Source organism: Candidatus Omnitrophota bacterium (assembly GCA_040755155.1).
Taxonomy (GTDB): Bacteria; Hinthialibacterota; Hinthialibacteria; order Hinthialibacterales; family Hinthialibacteraceae; genus JBFMBP01.
In genome coordinates this window covers 15,825-37,905 of sequence record JBFMBP010000114.1, presented here as the reverse complement: position 1 = coordinate 37,905, position 22,081 = coordinate 15,825, and the positions used below count along the sequence as shown (strand labels likewise).

Here is a 22,081-nt window from a genome sequence, read left to right as displayed (position 1 = left end):
GGACAGTTCGGCGGAATCCTGCCGTTCCGCCGCCCGGCGCGGCGAAGCGGCGGGCCTCGCCGACGTTTGCTTCGGCTACGACGCCTACGGCTTCCGCTGCGTCAAGAAAGCCGATAACGCTGCTTCTGCAAATCCATAACATAAACCGGCTGCTCCCGCTTACTCTTCTCCAAATTGGAGGGAGCAATAAAAGGGAATTCGTGGATTTCTCCATAAACGGAAATTGATTCTTCATTCGGCAAAATCGTTGCATTTTACAAACAATAAAAAAAGAATCGCCAACTCCAATCCAACACTCTTAGTCGATGGCTGTTTCGAATACCATACTATCATTGTCAAGATAACATAAAAATAAATGGTTGTCGCGGAGACAATTGGTTGCTGCGATGAGAGGCGAGTATTTGCGATCTAGGTGAATGTATTTTATTTTGTATTTTTTCATAAAATCGCTCGGATGTTCTTTGCCTTCCTTAAAATATTGAAAATAGCCTTTGAGAATATCGATATATTTCGTATTGAAGAAATTGATATCCAGTCCCATAAAAAAAGAGACGTTTTGCGTGTGATAAAAAAGTTCATGATAACTGTCGATAGAAGTATTCAAAACGATTTTATTATCGGAATTTTGCAGCCTTGTTTCCAAATAATGACCGGCGTTTTTTAGTCGATCGATAGGAATCGTTTGGCTTATAATCGTAGAGTAAGAAACGATCAAAGTATTGACCAGAATGAATCCCAAAAAAATATTTTTGAAATTAATTTTAGGAGTGGATTCGACGCGGCGATTTTCGTACAAAGAAAGAAATGTAAAAATAGTAATGAAAAAATAGTCGACGAATCTTATTTCCAAAAGAAAGATAATAAAATAGAATAATGAACAAGAACCCGATAACAGAAATAAATATAACTTGTTTGGAGAAAACTCGTTTAGAATAAAATGGATGGATTTTTTGTTCATTAATGCCAACATGCCGGCGGGAAGTAAAATGACGTCTAAAAATTGCATGATGTTGGGATGACTCCATTCTGTCGGCGTTAAAGACGCAAATCGATATACTCCGCCTATTTTATTGAGAAAATACAATAATTCCGTCTTAACGGAAGCAAGGGGGTTTGGAAAAAACAGATGGGCCGCAGCGATAGCCGACAGGCATAAAAGTTCGTTGCAAACGCTTTTCTTGTCTTTGAATATACATGCCTTTATAATCGCGGAAGCGAATATAACCGTAATCCATGAATATATCGTTAAATAGAACAAGGCATGAATAAAGCAAAGGGAAGGGCAAATAAGGCTGTACTTTTTATGGATATGGAGCAGGAATAGCAAAAATAAAATATGTGAAACGACGATAGGCCGCACTTGCAAGAGCCGCAGGAAGACGATAGACGAGCCCCATACCAGGCATAGGGACCAGAATAAAGGATTATTTGCGTTTATTTTAGAAAAATAAAAATTCGAGGAAATCCAATAAATCAATAGAAATGAAACGATGTATATTATTACGCCCCAATATTCGCTAAAGGATAGAAATCCTTTGAGAAGCGCATGAAACAAGTAATGTCGAATCGGAACATTGTCGATGCACGTATAGGGCAATCTTACATTATAATCATCGGTAAAAATATTCTCCGCCATCTTGATGTGATAGAAAGAATCGATAGCCAGATATCCCGTATTCGCTTCCGTGAATATTATGAAAAGCAATAGTGGAAGCAAAAATACAAGAACTAGCTTGTAGTAGTCCTTCATTTCGAAGAAGAAAGGGATCAAAAATTAGTATGGCGAAAATCTCTATTTTCCCGCGAAGAACTTACGCTCCGAGAACCAAAGGAAATCCTATTTCGGAAACGTATGCGGTCCTTTGCCCACATGCAGATCTTTATCGTAATGCCCCGTTTCTTCGTCGAAGTAGCGGTCGTCTTGGAAACTATAGGATTCCGGAACCTCTGGATATTCGAACAGCGATATATCGCAATCCTTCGCATAATTCGTAAGATAATAGACAACTTTGCGATGGAAAGGCGGTAAATCAGTTTCATGAAGGTCTCTCAATTTCCATTCGTATCGGCTTTCGACGACATGCATAACCTCTGACGATTTTTCGTTGGGAAGAAAATCTTTATATTGGAAAAAATGATATACTGTCATTTTTGAAGGCAGCCATATGCCGTCGTATTCTTTAACGTCTTCGTTCTTCGAGTAAAAAATTTTATCCGTATTGTGATCTCTGCGGCTTTTTAACAAAGAGGTATGGGAAATATATCCCTTTATTTTATCGACTAACGCTTCGGCGAAAATCGTATCTCCTGCGCCATCTTTATTTTTATATTTTATCCACTTAATTTGGTCGTTCCAATCTTCCGATACCGTAATTTTCGCCTCAGGAAATGAGAAGGGAAAAACATATTCAAATGGATCTATTCCTATATAATATTGTTTGTATCCATTCACGGCTTCGAGATTGTCGGAAAGTTGCACCAATTTCATGGGGTGCATAACTCGTAGAATTTTGCTTTTATGAATATACAATTCTTGGATTTCCTCCCAGGGATAAGCAGTTCCTTTAGGCGTATGAAATAGGATTCTCTCATAATCGCCATTTTTCATATATTGGAAATCCGCCGTATATGTCCGCATCGGCTGCTTCAAAAAATCGTACCAAACATTCACGTCGTTGGGAGTCGCATCGCCCGGCGATTTTCCTTGAACGGCATTTCGATAAAAATGTCCGAAATTTTCCATATTATCCGTATTGGCAATATAGGTTTCAGTGATCTCCATCGAATATTCGGCGGAAAACCGAGAAGTTTTACTCTTATGAATATTTACAATATCCAACGCATCCTCCGCCGCATAAATGGCATAGGATGCGCCGAATATCGCGACAAACAAAAAACAAGCGCTTTTCGCTGTAATCGTCATGATTTTTTCTCCTTGCTATTTGGGGGAATATTATGGCAATGGACACATGGGTTTTTGTACATTGATTAGAGTATCTTCGCATTCGCAAACCGATATATAATTGGTAATATTTTTCCATCCTCCGCATTCGGCGGGACATTCGTCGTGGCACTGGAGAGGAGGCGCGCCTTGCTTCGTATGGCAATTGTTCCACTGCGCCGTCTCATAACGAAATTCCGAAGACGAGGATGGGCAATCTTGATTGCCTCCCGATTCGTCGCAACAAGCTCCTGTCGCATAAGGACTGAATTTCCCTGCACAAGAACTGCATTGCGAAGCGCATGATGTAACATATCTTGCTTGCCTATAAACGCATTCAAGACAATTTGCGCAAAATATCTCATAAACATTATAACAAAAATAGAAAGAAAAGATCATAAAAATGATAATAATCTTGGATTTTTGTCTATTCATTTTAAAATTCCTTCCGCATTTATTTGAATTTTAACCTATTATGAAAAAAGCCATTTGTTGAAATACATATAACCTTTTGAATGTATTGAAGATATCAAAAACCGAAAAATACGTTTTTGAATGATAATTTTATTCATTCTTTGCAAAATGTAAATAAACCCCTTCGTACGGACAGAAGCAATGGGTTGATATTATTTGACTTATAGACAACGCCTCTTGCCTAGCCCGATTAGAGGAAGAAAAAGCTGAATCTCAATTGAGAGAATTATAAACAAAAAAAAAAAATTGAGTCAAGATGAAAATACAAGTCTTTTTTACTTTATTAACGACGATTTGATCTTTACCCCTTTTGAATGTCATCCTACAAAAAAAGTCCGATTGGCGATTATTTTCCGAAAATTCATTTGTCTTCTGCATGGCGTAGTGTGATATATTAGCGAAGCGTAGCCCGACAAACCCCTAAAATCCCATAGCGTGAAAAAGTCCCGTAGGGTGGGCTCAAAGCGAAGCGTAGCCCACCATTGTGAGACGGGGAGACTAAGTCTCAAAGTCCCAAAGTCATGTAGCTAAAATCCAATAACATGGAGAAGATATAGCGTCAAAGAGTAAGTAAAGATGGAAAACAAAGTAGATAGAATGATGATGGACCCGGCCAATTCGGCGTCGCCCTTCATCTGGGAAGCCATGATGTAAGAAACCGTCGCCGCTGGGCTGCCTACCATCAGAATACCGACAGAGAAATCCAATCCCCTAACGCCGAAAGCGTAAAGAATAAATCCTGCGAGAATGGGCAGCAACGCCACTTTAATGACGCTGGCCAGCGTCGCCCGTTTCAGGTCCCCTTTTAAATTCTTCAAGGAAAATCCCGCTCCGATGGCCAGTAGCGCCAAGGGCAGGGTCAGGTCCGTCACAATATTCATACTGCGGTCGAGTACGACGGGAATCGGCAGCCGCAGCCAACTCCAAAAAATTCCGGCGAATGAGGCCCCAATCAAGGGATTGGCCGCGATCTGCCGCGTCCAATATCCCAATCCTGGCGAACCGTTGTCGCAATGGGGCGCCAGCAGCGCCAGTATAGCTAAGAAGTTCAACCAGGGAACGATGAAACCCATGAATATCCCCGCGCGGGTCAGCCCCGCTTCCCCATAAGCGTTCAAGACCACGGCCAGGCCGATGATAGCGTAATTGCCGCGAAACGCGCCTTGGCAGAAGACCCCGCGCGCCGCGGGCGGATAATGCCTAATTACGGCGTAAGCATAGGAGCCGCCGAAGCCGATCAAAATCGCCAGCGCCGAGCCGAACAGCAAAGCGCCGTTGAAATTAGTGGTGAAATCCGCCGTTCCGATTTTATAAAACAGCAGCATCGGCAGGCTGATATTGAAAACCAGCCGGTTGGATTGATAAATAAATCCATCGTCGATCATCCCCGCCCGCCGCAGGATGTTTCCTAAAAACATGACGATGAATACGGGCAAAACGATGGCGGCGATATCCAGCATTTGATTCATAACATACTCGCGGCGTTAACATGGGATCGGAGTTTTTAATGAGTTGGAGTTTAGAGTCCTTATCCTATTCCATCAAACCGTGCGTGGAACATCGCCCTTCGCTGCTTGCTTTGTCCAATCAACTTTGATAGGTTAACGCAATTGGATTTTGCATCGATTTATGGAAAAGGATTTCTGGCAGAAAAACATGCTGGCGGCGGTATTGCAGGATTTCAATCGGCTTGAATTGGAGGATATCCCCATCCCCGAACCAGGGATGGGCGAGGTCTTGGTGCGCATAAAGTCCTGCGGCTTTTGCGCGACGGATTTCAAAGTCATCAAAGGCGTTCGCCGCAACGTCTCCTTTCCCTTCATTCCCGGACACGAACCGGCGGGCGTCGTTGCCGCTGTAGGCGTTGGCGTTGCGCATTTCAAAGAAGGGGATGAGGTTGTCATCCAACCCAGCGGCTTTTGCGGCTTGTGCCATCATTGCCGTTCGGGAAATACGCACTATTGCGAAGCCGCCTACACCACCGGAGGCGACGGACCTTCCGATGTTCGCCCCGGCAGCTTCGCGGAATATACCCTCGTTGCCGCCAATACCCTCTACAGCAAGCCCGCCGCTCTCTCTTTCGACGCCGCCTGCCAGACCGAACCGCTCAGCGGCGCTTGGAAAGGGTTGATCCATTATTCCCAAATGGCGTTGGGCGACGATGTGGTCATTATCGGCGTCGGCGGCATCGGTCTTTATTGCCTGATGATTGCGAAAGCGGCGGGAGCGGGGCGGCTTATCGCCGTCGATATCAGCGAATACGCCTTAGAAACAGCGCGCAGACTGGGCGCGACGCATACCGTCAATCCAGCCCGCTGCAATGCTAAAGCAGCGATCTACGGCATCCTCCCTAACGGCCCCGATCTAGTCATTGAAGCGGCGGGGCCGATCGCCGCCGTCAAACTGATGACCAGCCTATTGCGGCGCGGCACGCGTTGGAACGTTTTCGGAATAACGACGCACGAGACTTTCGAACTCGACGGCGGCCTCACCCATTTCCTGGAAGCGCGCATGGATTCCAGTTTCGGAACCAATCCTATGGCCATGCAGAAAGCCCTCCAGCTCATGGAGCGCGGCCTCGTCGATCCCGAAAAAGCCATCTCGCATCGCTTCCCCTTAAGGGAAATTCACAAAGCCGTAGAAATCATGGCCTCGCCGGAACGCAATAAGGTGATTGTTAATCCTTAAGAATTGGTCTAACCATCTGGAGAAACTTTGATTAGTTTTTTATACTCGATAACAAGATCAATTACTCATATTTCACGAGATGAAAAGTTGAATGGATCTATTGCAATCGTCGTTTTGAATCACGAAAACACGAAATGATAAAGAAAGGCGCGAAAAAAAAGCGAAATAATTAAAAACAGTTGGCGTAAGGAATAACTCCGTTATAAGGATTTATCCGTGGAATCCAAAAGAATCTACGATATCCGTGATTCGAAAATTTCGTGAAATTCGAGTCTTTTCGTGTTTTCGTGATTCGAAAACGATGCAAGAGATGAAACTTATGCGCCGCTCTTGATTAGTTTAATCCACTTCCGGGTGAAGGATTAAAGATTAATAACATAAATCATTAAGACAACGTTCTATGAGGAACAATTATGACCACCAAACTCCAATCCAATCGCCGTTCGTTTTTGAAGACCGCTGGCGCTTCCGCCGCTTGGCTGGGTTCGGGCGCCGCTGCGCCGCTCATCGTTCCCAGTAATGTATTCGGCCAGGACGCGCCCAGTAATAAACTGGTCGTCGGCAATATCGGCCTCGGCTGGCGCGGCAGCGAGTTGCTGCGCGAATGCCTGAAGAACGAAAACATCCAAGTCGCCGCTCTCTGCGATCTCGATTTCGGCTTCCTCTCCGACCGTCTGCGATTCGTTGACGATCAGACCGGCATCGACCGCAAGTGGGTAAAAGGGACGGCGTGGGATACGATTCCCGCCGAGCCGCAGCCGGGAGCCGCCGGACCGTATATTGATTATGGCTACCTGCTCGACCGCAAGGACATCGACGCCGTGCTGATCGCCGTTCCCGATCACTGGCACGCCAAACTGTATATGGACGCGATGGACGCGGGCAAGGACGTTTACGGCGAAAAGCCGCTGACTCTTACCATCGCCCAAGGGCGCAAAGTCGTCAACAAAAGCAAGGAAACGGGGCGCATTTTCCAAGTGGGATTCCAACAACGCCAGCACAAGAATTTCCAAACCGCCTGCGAATATGTGCGCAATGGGCGGTTGGGCAAGTTGCAGAAAATCCGCATTATTATTGGCGGCACGCGCTTCACGGCGCCGGTTCCCGACGCGCCCGTCCCGCCGGGATTGAATTGGGACAAGTGGCTGGGATCCGCGCCCGCCGTCCCCTTCAATCCGCTGCGCTGCCACATCTTCTTCCGTTACTTCTTCGAATACTCCGGCGGCCAAATCACCGACCTCGGCGCCCATCATACCGACATCGCCCAATGGGCGATGGATATGGACGGTTCTGGCCCCCGCTTCGTGGAAGGAACCTGCGCCGTGCGCAAAGACAACGCTTTCAATACCTTCACCAAATTCAATTTTAAATTGACTTACGATAACGGCGTCGATCTATTTATCGAAAACGGCTTCGGCTTCGATATGATCTTTTACGGCGATAAGGGCGAGATTTTCGTCAACCGCTCTAAGATTTATTCCACGCCCGATTTGATTTTAAAAGAACCGATGACGGCGAACGACAAACGATTCGTTTCCGGCTTGGAGTTGTCGGGCGACGAGGGCTATTCATCCTCCACGTTCAACCACATTCAGCATTGGGTGGATTGCGTCAAGAACCGTAAACAATCCATCACCGATGCGGAGATCGGCCAGCGTTCGGCTACGGTTTCCCATCTCGCCAATATCTGCGGCTGGCTGGGCGGAAGGCGGCTGGAATGGGATGCCAAGAAAGAGCAATTCGTAAACGACGAGGAAGCCAACGCTCATCTCACTCGTCCCGAACGCGCTCCTTACGGCGTATGAAGAAAATAATGATGAATGATGAATTGTGTAGGGTGGGCTCAAAGCGAAGCGTAGCCCACCGTGACCGGGTAGCAAGGAAAGGTTTTTTCTGCCCTTGATAAATTAATAACTCATATTGCGCGCGATGGGAAATTAAAGGAATCTCTTCCTGGCGTCGTTTGAATCACGAAAACACGAAATGATAAAGAAGAACACAATAAAAAGAATCCATTCGTTCACCCGCCGTTGAAACGGCGGGCTATTACCGTTTGCCCCTTTAAAGGGGCATTTGACAATAGCCCAACCTTTCAAGGCTGGGATGAAATTATTGAACGATTTTTCTAAGACCGACTGGCAAGGGTAAGGTTTTTTCCGCCCTTGAATAAGATTCAATTAAATATAACAAACAACGGATCGAACAACGCAACTCATTCGATTTTTTAAAATTCATCATTCATCATTCATCACTCATCATTCATCATTGCTTTTACAAGGGGATATTATGTTTGGACCGCTGGCATGTTTGCTGATCGGCATGGGATTGATTCTCTTTTTGATTCTCGTCCTGCGCTGTCATGCGTTTTTGGCGTTGATCGCCGCCGCCTTAGCCGTCGCTTTTCTTTCCGATCGCATTCCCATCGAAAACGCCATTCCCCTGGTTACTGACCGCTTCGGCGAAATGATGGGCAGCCTTGGCCTTCTCTTGGCGCTTGCCGCCATCATCGGCAAGTGCATGATGGACAGCGGGGCGGCGGACCGGATCGTACGCGGCTTTTCCCGCGTCTTCGGCGAAGGGCGGGAGAATCATTCTCTCTTGGCGAGCAGTTTCGTTCTTGGCATCCCCGTTTTTTTCGATACGGTCTTTTATCTTCTCGCCCCACTGGCTCGCGCCGTCTACGCCCGCCGCAAACGGGACTACGTCCTCATCGTCTGCGCCACCGCCGCCGGCGGCGCCATAACCCATTGTTTAGTACCGCCCACGCCCGGCCCCATCATGGTGGCGGAATTGTTGAATGTATCCATCGGACTGACTATATTGGTGGGAACGCTGGCCTCCATTGCCCCCGTCTTGATCGGCGGCGTCGGTTACGCCAAGTGGATCAATAAGCGCATGGACGCCGTTCCCAAAGACGTTCTCGGCGTCTCCGAAGCGGATTTGGAGGCGATGGCTTCCAAACCGGATAGCGAGTTGCCGAGATTATGGCTTTCCTGCCTGCCCTTTCTCTTGCCCGTGATTTTACTGGCGGTCTCCTCGACGTTTCTTTCCATTTATGGAACAGGATCGCTGCGTCTATCTGATATTAAAAAGCCGGAACCATGGCTGATGAAAATTCGAGAAGCCAAAGATCCCATTTCTCTCTATCTGCGCGGAAGGCTCATGGAAGAAGGGCGGCGGCTGTTGGAACAGTTCGATCCATCCGCTCCGGCGAACGAAAAACTTCAACAAAAAATTCTGGACGATGTGAATCTTTGGATGGGAAAAGAATCGTTTTACGAGGAAAACCGGTTTTCTGGAATCGCCCTCCCTCCGGAGGCCAAGCCGATGATCCTGAATCGGGATTTAAAAAAAGGCGACTTGATTCGGCTCAACCGGTTGTTGCTGCATGGCGCTTTTCCCCAGGAAATCGCCGGTTATCCTCTGACGATGCTCAAATGGGTGAATATTATCGGAGATAAAAACGCCGCCTTTTTCGGCGGCGCCCTCATCGGCCTTTGGCTGTTGATTCGCCAGAAGCGCGGCGGTCTCAAAGAGACGTTCGATAGCCTGGGCGGCGCCATTGCCAGCGGCGCCATCATCGCCTTTATCACATGCGCCGGCGCTTCCTTTGGCAAGGCGCTGGCGATAGCGGGCATCGGCGATCTCATCGCCGAGGGCGCGAAAACCTGGGGATTGTCGCTGATGGTTTTGGCGTATCTTACCTCGTCGCTCATTCGAGTGGCTCAGGGATCGGCGACGGTAGCCATGATTACGACGGCGGGAATTCTTTCCTCCACCCTGGCCTCTCTCAGTTCGCCACTGCCTTATCATCCCGTTTACTTGGTGGCGGCGATCGGTTTCGGCGCTTCCGGCCTCTCCTGGATGAACGACAGCGGCTTTTGGATCTTCAGCCAAATGACTGGTCTGAACGAAACGCAAACCTTAAAAACTTGGACGGTTCTCCTCACTATCATGGGCGTGACCGGATTTTTATGGGTTTGTTTTCTAGCCTGGGCCATGCCGCTGGCGTAGAGGAATGAGTAATACCAACATGCATTGAGATTGTTGTTTTCAAAATTCCTCTCCCAAGATTGGGAGAGGTTAGGTGAGGGTTGATATTATTAGGCTTATATTTCCCTCACCCTAACCCTCTCCCAAAGGGCGAGGGAATTTATAAGCTGCAATTTTAACGCAGATTGGTATAATAGCGCGACCCATCCTAAGGTTTTATCTACAACGTTGGTTTAACTTTTGGCGCGCAGCCAGATGTCGATCGGCCTCTCGTCCGGCGACGAATAAGGCAAACGAACTGCTTGGCCTTGCGCCGCCGAGGCGTAGGCGGCGAAAATCGCTTCCAACACTGCCCGCCCGTCCTCGCCGGTGACGGCGGGTTGGCGATCTTCGCGCACGCAATCGACGAAATGCTGCATCTCCTGGGGAAAGCCGTAATTCCATGCCTCTTCGTACATGGTGAAACTCCAGCCTTGCGTCGATCCGGCTTTTTCCACCGCGTAGCCGTAGCCGCTTTCGCTGTAGGTGAGGATGGAATTGCCTTGCAAGAGATTGGCGTAGGCGATGCCTTTATCGCCGCATACTTCGGCGCGGTCGTCCATGCCGCCTTTCTTGATCCAGCTCTCTTCCGCCATCGCCGTCGCGCCGTTGGCGAATTTTAGGATTATTATGGAATTGTCGTCGCCCTGCGTTTTATCGCCGTGGACGTAAGTTCCCATATCGGCGTAAACGGATTCGATTTTTACTCCCCGTCCGATCATCCAGCGGAAAAACTCGACGGCGTGGCAGCCCATATCCATCGTAACGCCGCCGCCGGAACGCTGGACGTCCCAAAAATGGGGCGCATGGGGGCCGTCATGTTTTTCCGATTGTTTTATCAAAATAGGTTTGCCCAGCGCGCCTTCGTCCAGCAAGCGTTTCAGCCGCACGTATTTCGGCGCAAAACAGAGTTCCTCGGCGTACATCAATTTCACGTGGTTTTTCTTGCAGGCGGCGATCATCTCGTCCGCTTGCGCCAGATTGAGGCAAAGGGGCTTTTCGACGACGACATGCTTGCCGCAATCCGCCGCGTCGCAAACCATGCGGCAATGGAGATCGTTGGGAGCGCCGACAACGATCAGGCCGATGTCGTCTCGTTCGAGCATCCGCCGGTAATCCGTATAATATTGCGGAATAGCGAACTGCTTGGCGAAGGATTGAACATGCGCTTCGGTGGGAGAAGCGGCGGCGATCAACCGGGCGCCCTGGACGCGATGCGTCAGCGAATCGGCGTGAATAGCCGAGATAAATTGCGACCCAATGATTCCAACGCCGAGGGAAGACATCATTTCATTCCTTTCGACTTATATCCCATGGTATGGAAAAAGTTCGGTCGGCGGCGAGGCGCTTTCATATGGGATTCATCTCTATAGGGTGAGATCAAAGCGAAGCGCAGCCCGCCATTATTACGAGTTGATGCCGAGAGAATCAAAACATCATCTCGCCGCGCCAGGCTTGGATGGATTCATCCCACTTCAACGCGAGTCCATCCTTGGCGATAAAAACCGGGCCGCCGTAATATTTGGCGATACGAGCTTTGATTTCCTCTTCCGGCAATCTTTCCATATCGGGATAGAAATGAACGATGAGCAAAGCGCCGGGTTTCGTCTTTCCCGCGACAATCGCCGTTTGATCCAAGGTCAAATGGTAGGGCGTTTCCAGTTCGGAGAAACTGGTTTCAATCACGAGCAGGTCCAAGTCCTTCCATATTTTGAACAAGGCCTCATGAAAACCGGTGTCGCCGGTATACGCCGCCCGCTTGCCCGACGGCGTATCGAAGCGATAACCGCAGGAGCCGTCGATATGGATGGCGGGCTTGGGTTGTATCGCGAAGCCGTCGAGTCGAAATGGTTCGCCGATTTTGATTAGGCGAGGTTCGTAGGCTTTTTCGTATCCCTCTTCCAACCGCATATTGTCCATCATGCGCTGGATGGCGTCCATCGTCGGCGCAGAGCCGAAAAGTTTGACCTTGTTTTGCGGCTTGAAGCCCGGAGTATACATCCAGGCCACGTAAAGGCGCGTGAGATCGACGCAATGATCGGGATGGCAGTGCGTCAGAAGAAGATTCGAGATCGAATCGACGGCTGGTTCGATCCCCTTCTCCAGACGGCAGCGTTGATAAATAGCGCCGTGGCCGAGATCGATTTGGATTCTTTGGCTGCCATCGACGATTTCATAACTCGTTTGGGTCGAACGGAACGAAGAAGGGGAGCCGCAACCGAAGACGCGCCACTCAAGCATAATGTTCTCCGAATATCAGCGCCGGGAATGGGAGCGGCGATACTCCCATCTCTCGGCGTTCATGGCCGCGAACGCAGAATTGACGAACTCGGCGGCGAAAGACGATTGCCTAGCATCGATAGCCGTCATCGTTTCCCGGAAGCCGATATCGATCCAAACCGGCGATCGATGAAATCTCTTTGAGGAAATTATAAAAATTAAACTTTATCATAAATCGATTAGTTTATAAATCCATGAGAAATAGATAAAAAAGTGCGAAATATCCTATTTATTCCGGTTCAGCGCCGAATGCGCCTGCATCCACTTGCAGGATTTCGATCTTGTCGATCCACGCGGTGACCGGATCCCTCCCTTCGCCGCCCGCGATCTGGATTAACGGCGTGAATTCCTCTCCGGCATCCGGCTGATAGATCGCCGCGATGCGCCTTTCCTTATCCTGAAACTTCGCCGTCGAGGCGACATAATGCTGCGCGTTCGACCCATCCATGGTTTTCCCTTCCAAATTTCCTTTCAAACCCACCAGCCACGCGGACGCATTGGGGCCGTCTGCGCGCAGCGTCATGCGTAATAGGACGGGGCCGCTGGCGTATTTGACAGGATTTTTAGCGTAGAGCATAACGATTTCTCCCGCATCTACCGTTATCGACAAGCCTTTTCCATCCTTGGAGGATGGAATCCAGCCGTCGGGAAATGGCGTCAAGGCGACGATTCCCGGCGCTTCCGCCGTAAATCCGCCGCGAATCTCGCCCCAATCGTTCTCTTTCAAGGTGGGAAAATTGAATTCGTACGTCATGATCGGCTTCGGCGCCGGGATGGGAGACGCTTCTACGGCCAGGATGGTCAAGGATAGGCTGCTGGCGGCAAGCGCAATCGGTTGGCCGAGAGGATAATATAAATTGGCCTCCGCGAATTCGAGGATGGAATCGCCTTCCGTTTGGGCGGCGGTTAACATGAAGGTGAAGAGCGCTCCGGAACCGGCTTCCATCAAATAGTCCGGATCGGCGAACGAGACTTTGATCTCTCCCGGCGTGGAGATATTGGCGGCGAAGATGGAATTCGCCAACAATTCGTCCGTTTTCGGCTCCGAGGATAGAATCCACTTGTTTTTATCGTAACGTATGGAGAATTGGCCGCCCGCGAGACCGTAGCGTTCGCTCGCTTCCACCGCCGCGATGATCGTTTCGCCCGGTTGCGGCGCGGGATTGCTCACGCGGAAACTAAGCAGGGCTTGCGCTTGGGCGGCGGAGGACGCCGATATGAGCAATAAAAATAGGATTATTTTTTTCATTGTGAAGTCTCCAGAAAAGCCATCATCTCAACTAAGAAAACGTAGCGTAGAAGAGGCTTCCAGCCTCTTGAAAGGAAAAACAAAGAGCCAGGATGGCTCTTCTACTTTTTCTTCCCGCCATCGCCAATAACTTTTCCTCTACGAGTGGCTCATCATTCATCATTCATCATTCCTAATCTATCATAGCATCTACGCGATGAAAACATTCTGCTGGATGAATTATTACGGAGGCGAAAAGAAAGAACGTCTTCAATGGAAATACCTAACTTTTACGTCTTGGAAGAGACGGTTCGATCCTGCGATATTGGGCCGGACTATAAGATCAAGATGCGCCCCTTGCTGCATTGTCTCCAGGAAGCCGCCGTCGGCCATTCGCGCCAGGCGCGGGACGAATTCCCGGAACAACTGCGCCGGGGATCGGTCTGGGTGTTAACGCGGCTGCGCCTGCGTATGGATCGTTTCCCCCGCTGGGAGGAAACAATCCGCATCGAAACCTGGTCCGCCGCCATCGAGTCGCTTTACGCTGTGCGCGATTTCCGGATTGAGGACGAATCCGGCGTTTGCGGCGCCGCCACTACGCAATGGATACTCATCGATGTCTGCAAGCGCCGTCCGATTCGGATTCCGCCGGATTTGGGCAAGGGTTATGGACGGCGTTCCGAACGGGCGTTGGCAGACGCTTTCGATCCGTTGCCTTGCTTCCATGAACCGCAATTTTCACATCCATTCTCTGTACAGCGCAGCGATCTCGATTCGTTGAACCACGTCAACAACGCTTTCTATGCGGATTGGTGTTTAGACGCCGTTCCCAATTCGCGCGTTGAGGGTTTGCAACTGATGGAATTCGAAGCCGCCTACAAAAAAGAGGCGGTATACGGCGATATCCTCAATTCGCAAGTTGCGGAAGAGCCGGATGTAAATGGGGAAGCCGTTTTTCTTCATCGGCTCGCGCGCCGTTCCACGGAGGATATCGTAGTCGAAGCCCGTTCCCGCTGGCGCCGATTGTGATATCGTTACGAAAATGAAAGCCCTGTCAATAAGGAGGTGAAGGCATATGGCGATGTGGGAATATAAAACCATCAAACTGGGGACGCATGGAATGATGGGGGGAAAATTGGACGAAGAAAAATTGGACGGCCTGATGAATAAATTGGGGCGGGATGGTTGGGAACTGGTCGCGGCGTTCGATACGAATCAAGCCTACGGCGCTTCGCGGGACATAGTGGCTATTTTTAAGCGGCCAAGATAAGGTTTTTAAATTCGCTATTACTTGGAAAATAAGCGAGTATTTCTATAGAAGGGATTTTCGCGATGCGTAGTCAGCCTAGTATAAAATTACTCATGCGGTTTTTAGGAATCGCCTTTATCTTCTTATTATGTTCTGTTTCCTGGGCCGCCGAGGAAGCGGATCGCGTCCAGCGAGCGCAAGAATCCTTAGACAAAGCGCTGACATTCATGAAGACGCTGCAACGCAATGGGGGATGGGCGATGGCCTGGACCGCCGATCAGTCTATTACCTATGGCGAGTCTCGAATCCAACCGGCGGAAATCATCGTAGTACAGCCACCCGCCACGCCTTCTATCGGCTCGCTTTATCTGCGCGCTTATGAAATCGCGCAGGCGACGGAATATCTCGAAACCGCCTTGGCCGCCGGGGACGCTTTACTGGCGGGGCAAAACAAATGGGGCGGCTTTCCCCACGAATATCTTCCGGGACAATCGCGCAATATGCGCGGCACTTACGACGACGGCGTTACTCAAGGCGCAACCCGGTTTTTCGTCGATTTATGGCAAAAAACCAAAGAAGATCGCTTCGCCGACGGCGCCAAAAGGTGCGGCAAATTCATGGTCGATTCCCAATACGAAAACGGAGGCTGGCCGCAGGCGGCTCCCGCCGCTGCCGGCTATTCGCGCTATATCACTCTCAACGATGGCGCCATGATGGACGTGATTCGCGCTTTGTTCATTCTTTATCATACGTTCGACGACAAGCGCTTTTACGACGCCGCTCTGCGCGGCGCCGATTGTTTGCTCTCGCTTCAGGGCAAGCCTCCTCAAGCTGTCTGGGCACAGCAGTATACTGTCGAGGGCGATCCCGCTCCTGCGCGCAAATTCGAACCGGCGGCTTACAGCGCCTCGGAATCGATGGGCGTTTTGCGCGTATTGTTGGAGGTTTACAAGGAAACGGGGGATAAGAAATATCTCCAGGCAGGGCCGCCCGCTTTCGCATGGTACAAACAATCCCGCCTGCCAAATGGAAAATGGGCGCGCCTTTACGAATTGCGCTCCAACCGCCCCATCTACAGTACGGAAGACAGAAAAGTCATTTACGAAGTGGAAAAAGCGCGCAAGGGTTATGGTTGGCAGGGCGGTTATTTCGATTCTTCCGTAGAAGAACTCTATGCGAAATTATTGGCGGCGCCGGAAGAAAAAAGAATGGAACTCATGCCTGCAAAATCGCTGTCCAGCGCCGAAAAACTTTGGCCGAAAGCCGAAATCGCCATAATTTCCCTCGACGAACAGGGCCGTTGGCTGAGCGATTTGAACGGCTCGCGGGAAGACTTCTATTTGGAAGCGGGAGGCAAGGACAAAGAGATGATGCAGATCGATTCCAAGATTTTCGTCCGCAACGCTTCCGCGCTGTTGGATTTTTTGCAAGCGTCGAAGCAGCCGTAAATCATTCGCAATTTCTTGGCGTTGCGGGAAATCTTCATGATGTGACAAATCGCGTTTTTTTCTATATTCTATCTTTATATTGCATCCGCTCATGGTTTCACCGCTGCATGAAGGGATATGATTCATTCCTGTTGCGCCTATTCTTTGCGATTAGCGGGAAAATGGATTTTATTATGAGGAGGAAAATAGTGAAAAGGTTCGCATTGGCAATGGCTTTGGCGTTTGGCTTATGCTCCATCTCATATAGCGCAATCGTCATCAATGAAATTATGTATAATCCCAAAGGGGACGAAGCAAACGGCGAATATATCGAATTGTATAATTCATCCGCCAACGCCGTTGACGCTTCTGGCTGGAAATTGAGCGGCGCCATCGATTATACGCTGCCGCCATCCACAGCGATCGATGCCAAAGGCTTTCTGGCCGTATGCCGCAACGAACAATTCATTCGCGCCAATTACGCCTTGGATTCCTCCGTTAAAACGACGGGCAACTTTGCTCCCTCTAAACTATCCAATTCCGGCGAGCGCATCCAACTGCTGGATCGTAACGATAACGAAATCGACGCCGTCAGTTATAGCGATAAGGCTCCCTGGCCCAGGGACGCCGATGGGAACGGTCCATCCTTGGAATTGATCTATCCTCTCGCCGACAATAATAACGCACTATATTGGAGCGCCAACCAGGTTCCGACGCCCGGCCGCCCCAACAGCCGCTTGCTGGCCGCCGCGCCTCCGCTTTTCCTTTCCATTTCGCGCTCACCCCTAGCTCCGGCGAGTTCACAAGAGACCGTCATTTCCGTTCGGTTCGAAAATCCCAGCGATCTGTCATCGCTTATATTGACCTATACGGCGAATGGAGGCGCCGCTCAAACTTTGAATCTGGCGAAGACAGGAGATGTTTTCGAAGGCCGGATTCCTCCCCAATCCACCGGCGCTTTGGTGGAATATACGATTACATCTGTCAGCCAAAGCGGTTCGTCCATCGTTCTTCCCGGCGGCAGCGCCCGTTATCTCTATCTCGTGGATAACCAGCCTATCGCTCCCGGCGCCGTCGTTATCAACGAAATTATGTACAACAATCCATCGGCGGATGGAGAAGACAAAGAGTGGATCGAGTTGTTCAATCCCACTGCGCAGGCGATCGATCTTTCTTATTGGATACTCAAGGACGATGAAGATGCGCATGAATTCCGCCTGGCGCCGGGAACCTCCATTACATCCCAAGGCTTTCTCCTCATCGCCCATTCCAAAGAACTGAGTTGGACGGCGCCTGTAGTGGAAGGTCTGCCCTTTTCATTGAATGACGGCGGCGATTCCGTTCGCTTGTTCGATGTGAACGAGCGCTTGATCGCCGAGGTGGATTATAACGATACGCCGGAATGGCCTTGGGGCGCAGATGGCGAAGGCGGTTCGTTGGAATTGCAGCAAGCCTCGCGTCCTAACAACGAACCGAATAATTGGGGCGTTTCTCCGCAAGGCGGAACGCCGGGGCTTCCCAACATTAAAGCGATCGCCGATCCTGCATACCACGATTACGACATTGTTATCAACGAGATTTTTTATCATCCCTCGAACGAGGAGTATGATAGCAATGTCGATAATGAATATATCGAACTGTTTAACCGGAGCGCCCAGGTTATTGACCTCAGCGGCTGGTTCTTTTCCAACGGCGTCGAATTTCGCTTCCCGCAGGGAACGTCTCTCGCCGCGGGCGGAACTGTTCTCGTCTGCAAAAAAGCGGATCGCTATCCGAACGTTCCCAACCGCATCGGCGATTATATGCTGCAGCTTAACAATGGCGGCGAAGCCATCGCCTTGATGAACGCCAACGGCGTCGTCATCGATTACGTCAATTATAACGACCGTATGCCTTGGCCGATCCGTCCGGACGGAGATGGAACTTCTTTGGAATTGGTCAACGCCTACGCCGACAACCGCGATGGGCAATACTGGCGCAATGGCCAGCCCAATAGCCCCGGCGCTCCTAACTCGGCGGCGATGGTCAATACGCCGCCTCGCATCACCCGCATCCAGCATACGCCCCAATATCCCGCCGCCTCCGTCAGTGAAGAGCGGGTCGAAACGATCAACATCATCAAAACCGGCCAAAACTGGCGTTATTTCAAAGGGAAGTCGGAACCGCCCTCCAACTGGCGCGCTCTCGATTTCGACGCTTCGAGTTGGCTGGAAGGTCCCTCGGGCTTTGGCTTCGGCGACAACGACGACGCCACCGTCTTGAGCGATATGCAGAACGCTTACTACAGCGTCTATATCCGCAAAGAGTTCGATATCGCCGATCCAACGGGATTTACTATCATGCAACTCGGCGTCGACTACGACGACGGCTTCGTCGCGTACTTAAACGGCGTTGAAATTGCCAGATCGATGATGACGGGCGCTCTCCCCGCCTATAACCAATTCTCCGACGGCAACCATGAAGCGGGGACGATGGAATTTTTCGACGCCTCCGCTTTTATCAAATCGCTGCGCAAAGGTAAAAACGTTCTCGCGCTGCAAGGACATAACGCCAACGCCACCAGCTCCGACTTCTCCCTCATCCCGCAGCTCGATATGCAGCGCATAATGTCCGCAGGAGAAGAAGGTTCGGATAAAATCATCGTCTCGGCCCGCGTGCGCGATGACGACGGCATAGGCGAAGTCGTCCTTCATTATCAGCGCCTTTCTTCGCCCTACGGCGCGGGACTGGCGCTGGGCGATTGGAAAACCGTTCGTATGATGGACGATGGAACGCATGGCGATCTCGCCGCCGGAGATTCCGTTTACGCCTTCACGCTCAACGAGGCGGAAGAGATCAATCCGGGCGAGATTTGGCGTTACATGATTTCCACTAAGGATGCCAAGGGCGCGGAAGCCTATTCCCCATTGCAGGACGAATTGACGCGCAACTACGCCTTCTTCGTCGAGGATCCGCTGGAACGCTCCCATTATCCTTCCGTCTATCTCTTCATGGAGCGCTCAGTCATGAATTGGCTGACGCAAAATCCCGATTCCAATCAAGAGCAAAAGTGCCTCGTTGTCGCCGATGGCGAGGTCTACGATCTCTACAACGCGGGCGGCGTTCATTATCGCGGCGACGGCGGCAAACCCGAAAAAAGTTGGAAGATACAATTCGTCAAGGGCAACCGCTGGCGCGACCGCCGGATCATGAATCTGGACGCCGACTATCAAACTTCCCCCTTATTGCGCGGCGAAGCGGGCTTTTTGGAATATCTTTCTTATGACTTGTTCCGCCAGATGAATCAACCGGCAGCCAATGCGGAACATTGCCGGCTGATCGTCAATAACGCCTACTACGGCTTTTTTATCAATACGGAACAATACAACGAAGATTTTCTGAATCATCACGATTTGCCTGCGGAAACCCTGCTCTTCCGGGCGGGCGTCAAATCGCGCCGCAGTTATCTTGCTCCCGAACCGGATTTCGAAACCTACGCCCAAAAATACGAATCGATGATCGGACGGGACGATGATATTCAACCCTTGATTAATTTTATTGAAGGTCTCAATTCGGCTCAGGACGCAAAAACTTTTATCGAAGCCAACGTAAACGTCGATCTCTATCTCAATTACCTCGCCCTCGTCGCCGTTCTCTCCCACGCCGACAGCGCAGAGATGAATTACTTATTGGCTCGCGGCGCCGATGGACGGTGGTTTATGCTCCCCGAAGAGATGAGCCATACCTGGGGAGAAATTCCTACCAACAGCGCTTTTCCTTTGATCTCCAATTTCCCTCTGCTGAACGGCGCCGAAGGCGGCGTCTATGGCGTGAACACGCTGTGCAAGAAATTTCTGGAAATCCCGGAATACCGCAGCCAATATTTTCAACGTTTGCGAGATTTTACCGATCGCGTCTTTACCCGCGAACATCTCGATCCTCTGTTCGATTCCTACTGGAGTTATCTCAAGGACGCCGTCAGCGAAAATACGCAGCGATGGAGTTCGCCCGGCCAATTGTCGCAGATGATTGCGGAATTGAAGAAATACGGCGCGGCGCGGCGGGAATTCATCCTGGCCGATCCCTCCGTTCGTCCAGTGGATATTCCCTCCAAGCCCAAGAATCTCTTCCCCGCCGAGGGCGAACTCATCTCCACGCGCGGTTTGACGTTGCGCACGGAAACCATTTCCAAACCGATGGGAAAAAAGGAAGCGCAGTGGGAAATTCAAACCCTATTGAAGGATTTTTTCCAACCGCTCTGGTCGGGCGAATTACTATCGGATACGGTCGATTCCTTCGATCTGCCGCCCGGCGTTCTCGCTTCTAATGCAACATACTATTGGCGTATGCGCTATCGCGGCGAGAACGGCGTTTGGAGCGATTGGTCCGACGCTGCATCCTTCCGCACGACGCAAGGCATCCCGCCGCCGGAAGTGCAGAACGCCCTTGCGACGCCGCTCGACGGCGCCGCCCGCCTCGAATGGACAGAGCCTCTGGCCGCCGACTTGATCCGCGTGGACATCTTCGACGGCGCGGACATCGTAGAATCGGCAAAAATAACCAACAACCGCGTCCGCATCGCCGATTTGAAAAACGGCAAGGAATACGTCTTTATCATTCGCACCGTCTCCGCCGATGGCCAGGTTTCCAATGGCGTAACGGTGAAAGTTACGCCTCAAGCGCCCGCGTCCGCTAATGGGACGATCGCCTATTTCCGATTCGAAGGTAATGGCGCCGACAGCGGCGGCGCGATGGGAGCGGGCGAATTGCTTGGCTCCGCTTCCATTACCGCTCCGGGCGCTGAGAATCCTGTTTCGTTGACTCAGACTGCCAACCTGGCTTCTCTCAACCTGGATGGAACGCCAGGAAGCGGCTTTCGCTTCGGCGCAAACAATGAAGCGCTCAACGTCAACCAACGCTTGACGTTGGAATGCTACGCTCTGGCCGCCGATGGCGCGCAAAAGCCTTCCGTCTTGATCGACCGCTATGACGAAGCGAGCGCCGCCGTCAACGGCGTCTGGCGCTTCGGCTTGGGACTTTCCCAACCGGGATCGCTGGATTTCTTCTTCAACGACGCCAACGCCGCTTCCGGTTTCGGCGGACGGCTGCATTTCGCCTCGCGGGATAAAGCCGTTCCTAACGACGGCGTCTTTCATCATTACGCCGTCGTCGTCGATTTAAGAGCGCCGCTGGCAGGGGACAAAATTCGCCTTTACCGCGATGGAGAACCGATCGCTTCCCAAATCGTCAACGATGACGGCTTCTCAAGTTATAACGAATTCCGTCAGGACAGCCGCCTGCCTGTTCTCGTCGGAGCGCGGCGAACGTCGGTTGGAACCGCGGACGCGCTGAATGGCAAAATCGACGAAGTCCGGCTGACGGGCGAAGCGCTGTCGCCGAAAGAATTTCTCCATCCGCCGGTGCAGACGGATATATCCGATTGGACGTTATATTAAATGGAATCGCGCATTCCGATCGACATGGATAAGATTGAAGCCTTTTGCAAGAAATGGAAGGTGAAGGATTTCTATTTGTTCGGCTCGGTGTTGCGCGAAGATTTCGTACCGGAGAGCGATGTGGACGCGCTTGTCCGCATGTCCAGCTATTCGGGAATCGGCCTTTTCGAATGGATGGATATGATCGAGGAATTGGAAGCGATCTTCAACCGGAAAGTCGATTTGCTCTCCACGGACGGAGTGAGAAATCCATTTATACGCCGAGAAATCGCGCAGACTCGGAGATTGATTTATGCCTCTTAAAAAAGATGATCATCACCGATCTTC

At 50.6% G+C, this 22,081-nt stretch carries 15 protein-coding genes; 9 read left to right on the top strand and 6 right to left on the bottom strand.

What is annotated here, in order from left to right; translation table 11 throughout:
• Nucleotides 1–298: 298 nt before the first annotated feature.
• The 3 genes from AB1656_17465 to AB1656_17455 all read right to left on the bottom strand — a co-directional run bounded on the left by AB1656_17465 (nucleotide 299) and on the right by AB1656_17455 (nucleotide 4,884).
• On the bottom strand, nucleotides 299–739 hold the full coding sequence (locus tag AB1656_17465) for a hypothetical protein (protein ID MEW6237174.1): 441 nt from the start codon (nucleotides 737–739) through the stop codon (nucleotides 299–301).
• 1,098 nt (nucleotides 740–1,837) lie between these two features.
• A complete protein-coding gene (locus AB1656_17460) occupies nucleotides 1,838–2,923 on the bottom strand; it encodes a hypothetical protein (GenBank protein ID MEW6237173.1) in 1,086 nt (361 codons plus the stop codon).
• A 1,019-nt stretch (nucleotides 2,924–3,942) separates the two neighbouring features.
• Nucleotides 3,943–4,884, bottom strand: coding sequence for an AEC family transporter (locus AB1656_17455; protein MEW6237172.1), 942 nt, complete (start codon nucleotides 4,882–4,884; stop codon nucleotides 3,943–3,945).
• Nucleotides 4,885–5,044: 160 nt separating this feature from the next.
• Between AB1656_17455 and AB1656_17450 the strand changes: the two genes are divergently transcribed.
• From AB1656_17450 to AB1656_17440, 3 genes are all read left to right on the top strand, one after another.
• Nucleotides 5,045–6,103, top strand: a complete 1,059-nt coding sequence (locus AB1656_17450) for an alcohol dehydrogenase catalytic domain-containing protein (protein ID MEW6237171.1) — start codon at nucleotides 5,045–5,047, stop codon at nucleotides 6,101–6,103.
• A 413-nt stretch (nucleotides 6,104–6,516) separates the two neighbouring features.
• On the top strand, nucleotides 6,517–7,908 hold the full coding sequence (locus tag AB1656_17445) for a Gfo/Idh/MocA family oxidoreductase (GenBank protein ID MEW6237170.1): 1,392 nt from the start codon (nucleotides 6,517–6,519) through the stop codon (nucleotides 7,906–7,908).
• Nucleotides 7,909–8,389: 481 nt separating this feature from the next.
• Nucleotides 8,390–10,117 (top strand): SLC13 family permease, encoded by a 1,728-nt coding sequence (locus AB1656_17440; GenBank protein ID MEW6237169.1) that lies wholly within the window; start codon nucleotides 8,390–8,392, stop codon nucleotides 10,115–10,117.
• A 212-nt stretch (nucleotides 10,118–10,329) separates the two neighbouring features.
• Here AB1656_17440 and AB1656_17435 read toward each other — a convergent pair whose 3' ends face one another.
• Both AB1656_17435 and AB1656_17430 read right to left on the bottom strand, forming a co-directional pair.
• Nucleotides 10,330–11,424, bottom strand: coding sequence for a Gfo/Idh/MocA family oxidoreductase (locus AB1656_17435; GenBank protein ID MEW6237168.1), 1,095 nt, complete (start codon nucleotides 11,422–11,424; stop codon nucleotides 10,330–10,332).
• 139 nt (nucleotides 11,425–11,563) lie between these two features.
• On the bottom strand, nucleotides 11,564–12,376 hold the full coding sequence (locus AB1656_17430; GenBank protein ID MEW6237167.1) for an MBL fold metallo-hydrolase: 813 nt from the start codon (nucleotides 12,374–12,376) through the stop codon (nucleotides 11,564–11,566).
• A 1-nt stretch (nucleotide 12,377) separates the two neighbouring features.
• Between AB1656_17430 and AB1656_17425 the strand changes: the two genes are divergently transcribed.
• Nucleotides 12,378–12,548, top strand: coding sequence for a hypothetical protein (locus tag AB1656_17425; GenBank protein MEW6237166.1), 171 nt, complete (start codon nucleotides 12,378–12,380; stop codon nucleotides 12,546–12,548).
• Between the two features lie 96 nt (nucleotides 12,549–12,644).
• On the opposite strand, the gene AB1656_17420 is transcribed toward AB1656_17425, so the two are convergent.
• Nucleotides 12,645–13,664 carry a cohesin domain-containing protein gene (locus AB1656_17420; protein ID MEW6237165.1) on the bottom strand — a complete coding sequence of 340 codons (1,020 nt, stop codon included), beginning with the start codon at nucleotides 13,662–13,664 and terminating at the stop codon, nucleotides 12,645–12,647.
• 252 nt (nucleotides 13,665–13,916) lie between these two features.
• Here AB1656_17420 and AB1656_17415 point away from each other — a divergent pair, with 252 nt between their 5' ends.
• The 5 genes from AB1656_17415 (at nucleotide 13,917) to AB1656_17395 (ending at nucleotide 22,057) form a co-directional block, all read left to right on the top strand.
• Entirely contained in the window at nucleotides 13,917–14,672 is a 756-nt protein-coding gene (locus AB1656_17415; protein MEW6237164.1) for an acyl-ACP thioesterase domain-containing protein, read from the top strand.
• Between the two features lie 46 nt (nucleotides 14,673–14,718).
• Nucleotides 14,719–14,913, top strand: a complete 195-nt coding sequence (locus tag AB1656_17410; protein ID MEW6237163.1) for a DUF4177 domain-containing protein — start codon at nucleotides 14,719–14,721, stop codon at nucleotides 14,911–14,913.
• Between the two features lie 62 nt (nucleotides 14,914–14,975).
• Complete coding sequence (locus AB1656_17405; protein ID MEW6237162.1) at nucleotides 14,976–16,340, top strand: pectate lyase; 1,365 nt, start codon at nucleotides 14,976–14,978, stop codon at nucleotides 16,338–16,340.
• A 188-nt stretch (nucleotides 16,341–16,528) separates the two neighbouring features.
• Entirely contained in the window at nucleotides 16,529–21,754 is a 5,226-nt protein-coding gene (locus AB1656_17400) for a lamin tail domain-containing protein (protein MEW6237161.1), read from the top strand.
• Nucleotides 21,755–22,057, top strand: coding sequence for a nucleotidyltransferase domain-containing protein (locus AB1656_17395; protein MEW6237160.1), 303 nt, complete (start codon nucleotides 21,755–21,757; stop codon nucleotides 22,055–22,057). It begins immediately after the preceding gene.
• Nucleotides 22,058–22,081: the final 24 nt, after the last annotated feature.

What these genes read in the sequence shown, in the direction of transcription:
- AB1656_17460 (MEW6237173.1), bottom strand. Translation starts at nt 2,923, where the DNA reads ATGACGATTACAGCGAAAAGCGCTTGTTTTTTGTTTGTCGCGATATTC.
- AB1656_17455 (MEW6237172.1), bottom strand. Translation starts at nt 4,884, where the DNA reads ATGAATCAAATGCTGGATATCGCCGCCATCGTTTTGCCCGTATTCATC.
- AB1656_17450 (MEW6237171.1), top strand. Translation starts at nt 5,045, where the DNA reads ATGGAAAAGGATTTCTGGCAGAAAAACATGCTGGCGGCGGTATTGCAG.
- AB1656_17445 (MEW6237170.1), top strand. Translation starts at nt 6,517, where the DNA reads ATGACCACCAAACTCCAATCCAATCGCCGTTCGTTTTTGAAGACCGCT.
- AB1656_17440 (MEW6237169.1), top strand. Translation starts at nt 8,390, where the DNA reads ATGTTTGGACCGCTGGCATGTTTGCTGATCGGCATGGGATTGATTCTC.
- AB1656_17435 (MEW6237168.1), bottom strand. Translation starts at nt 11,424, where the DNA reads ATGATGTCTTCCCTCGGCGTTGGAATCATTGGGTCGCAATTTATCTCG.
- AB1656_17430 (MEW6237167.1), bottom strand. Translation starts at nt 12,376, where the DNA reads ATGCTTGAGTGGCGCGTCTTCGGTTGCGGCTCCCCTTCTTCGTTCCGT.
- AB1656_17425 (MEW6237166.1), top strand. Translation starts at nt 12,378, where the DNA reads ATGTTCTCCGAATATCAGCGCCGGGAATGGGAGCGGCGATACTCCCAT.
- AB1656_17420 (MEW6237165.1), bottom strand. Translation starts at nt 13,664, where the DNA reads ATGAAAAAAATAATCCTATTTTTATTGCTCATATCGGCGTCCTCCGCC.
- AB1656_17415 (MEW6237164.1), top strand. Translation starts at nt 13,917, where the DNA reads ATGGAAATACCTAACTTTTACGTCTTGGAAGAGACGGTTCGATCCTGC.
- AB1656_17410 (MEW6237163.1), top strand. Translation starts at nt 14,719, where the DNA reads ATGGCGATGTGGGAATATAAAACCATCAAACTGGGGACGCATGGAATG.
- AB1656_17405 (MEW6237162.1), top strand. Translation starts at nt 14,976, where the DNA reads ATGCGTAGTCAGCCTAGTATAAAATTACTCATGCGGTTTTTAGGAATC.
- AB1656_17395 (MEW6237160.1), top strand. Translation starts at nt 21,755, where the DNA reads ATGGAATCGCGCATTCCGATCGACATGGATAAGATTGAAGCCTTTTGC.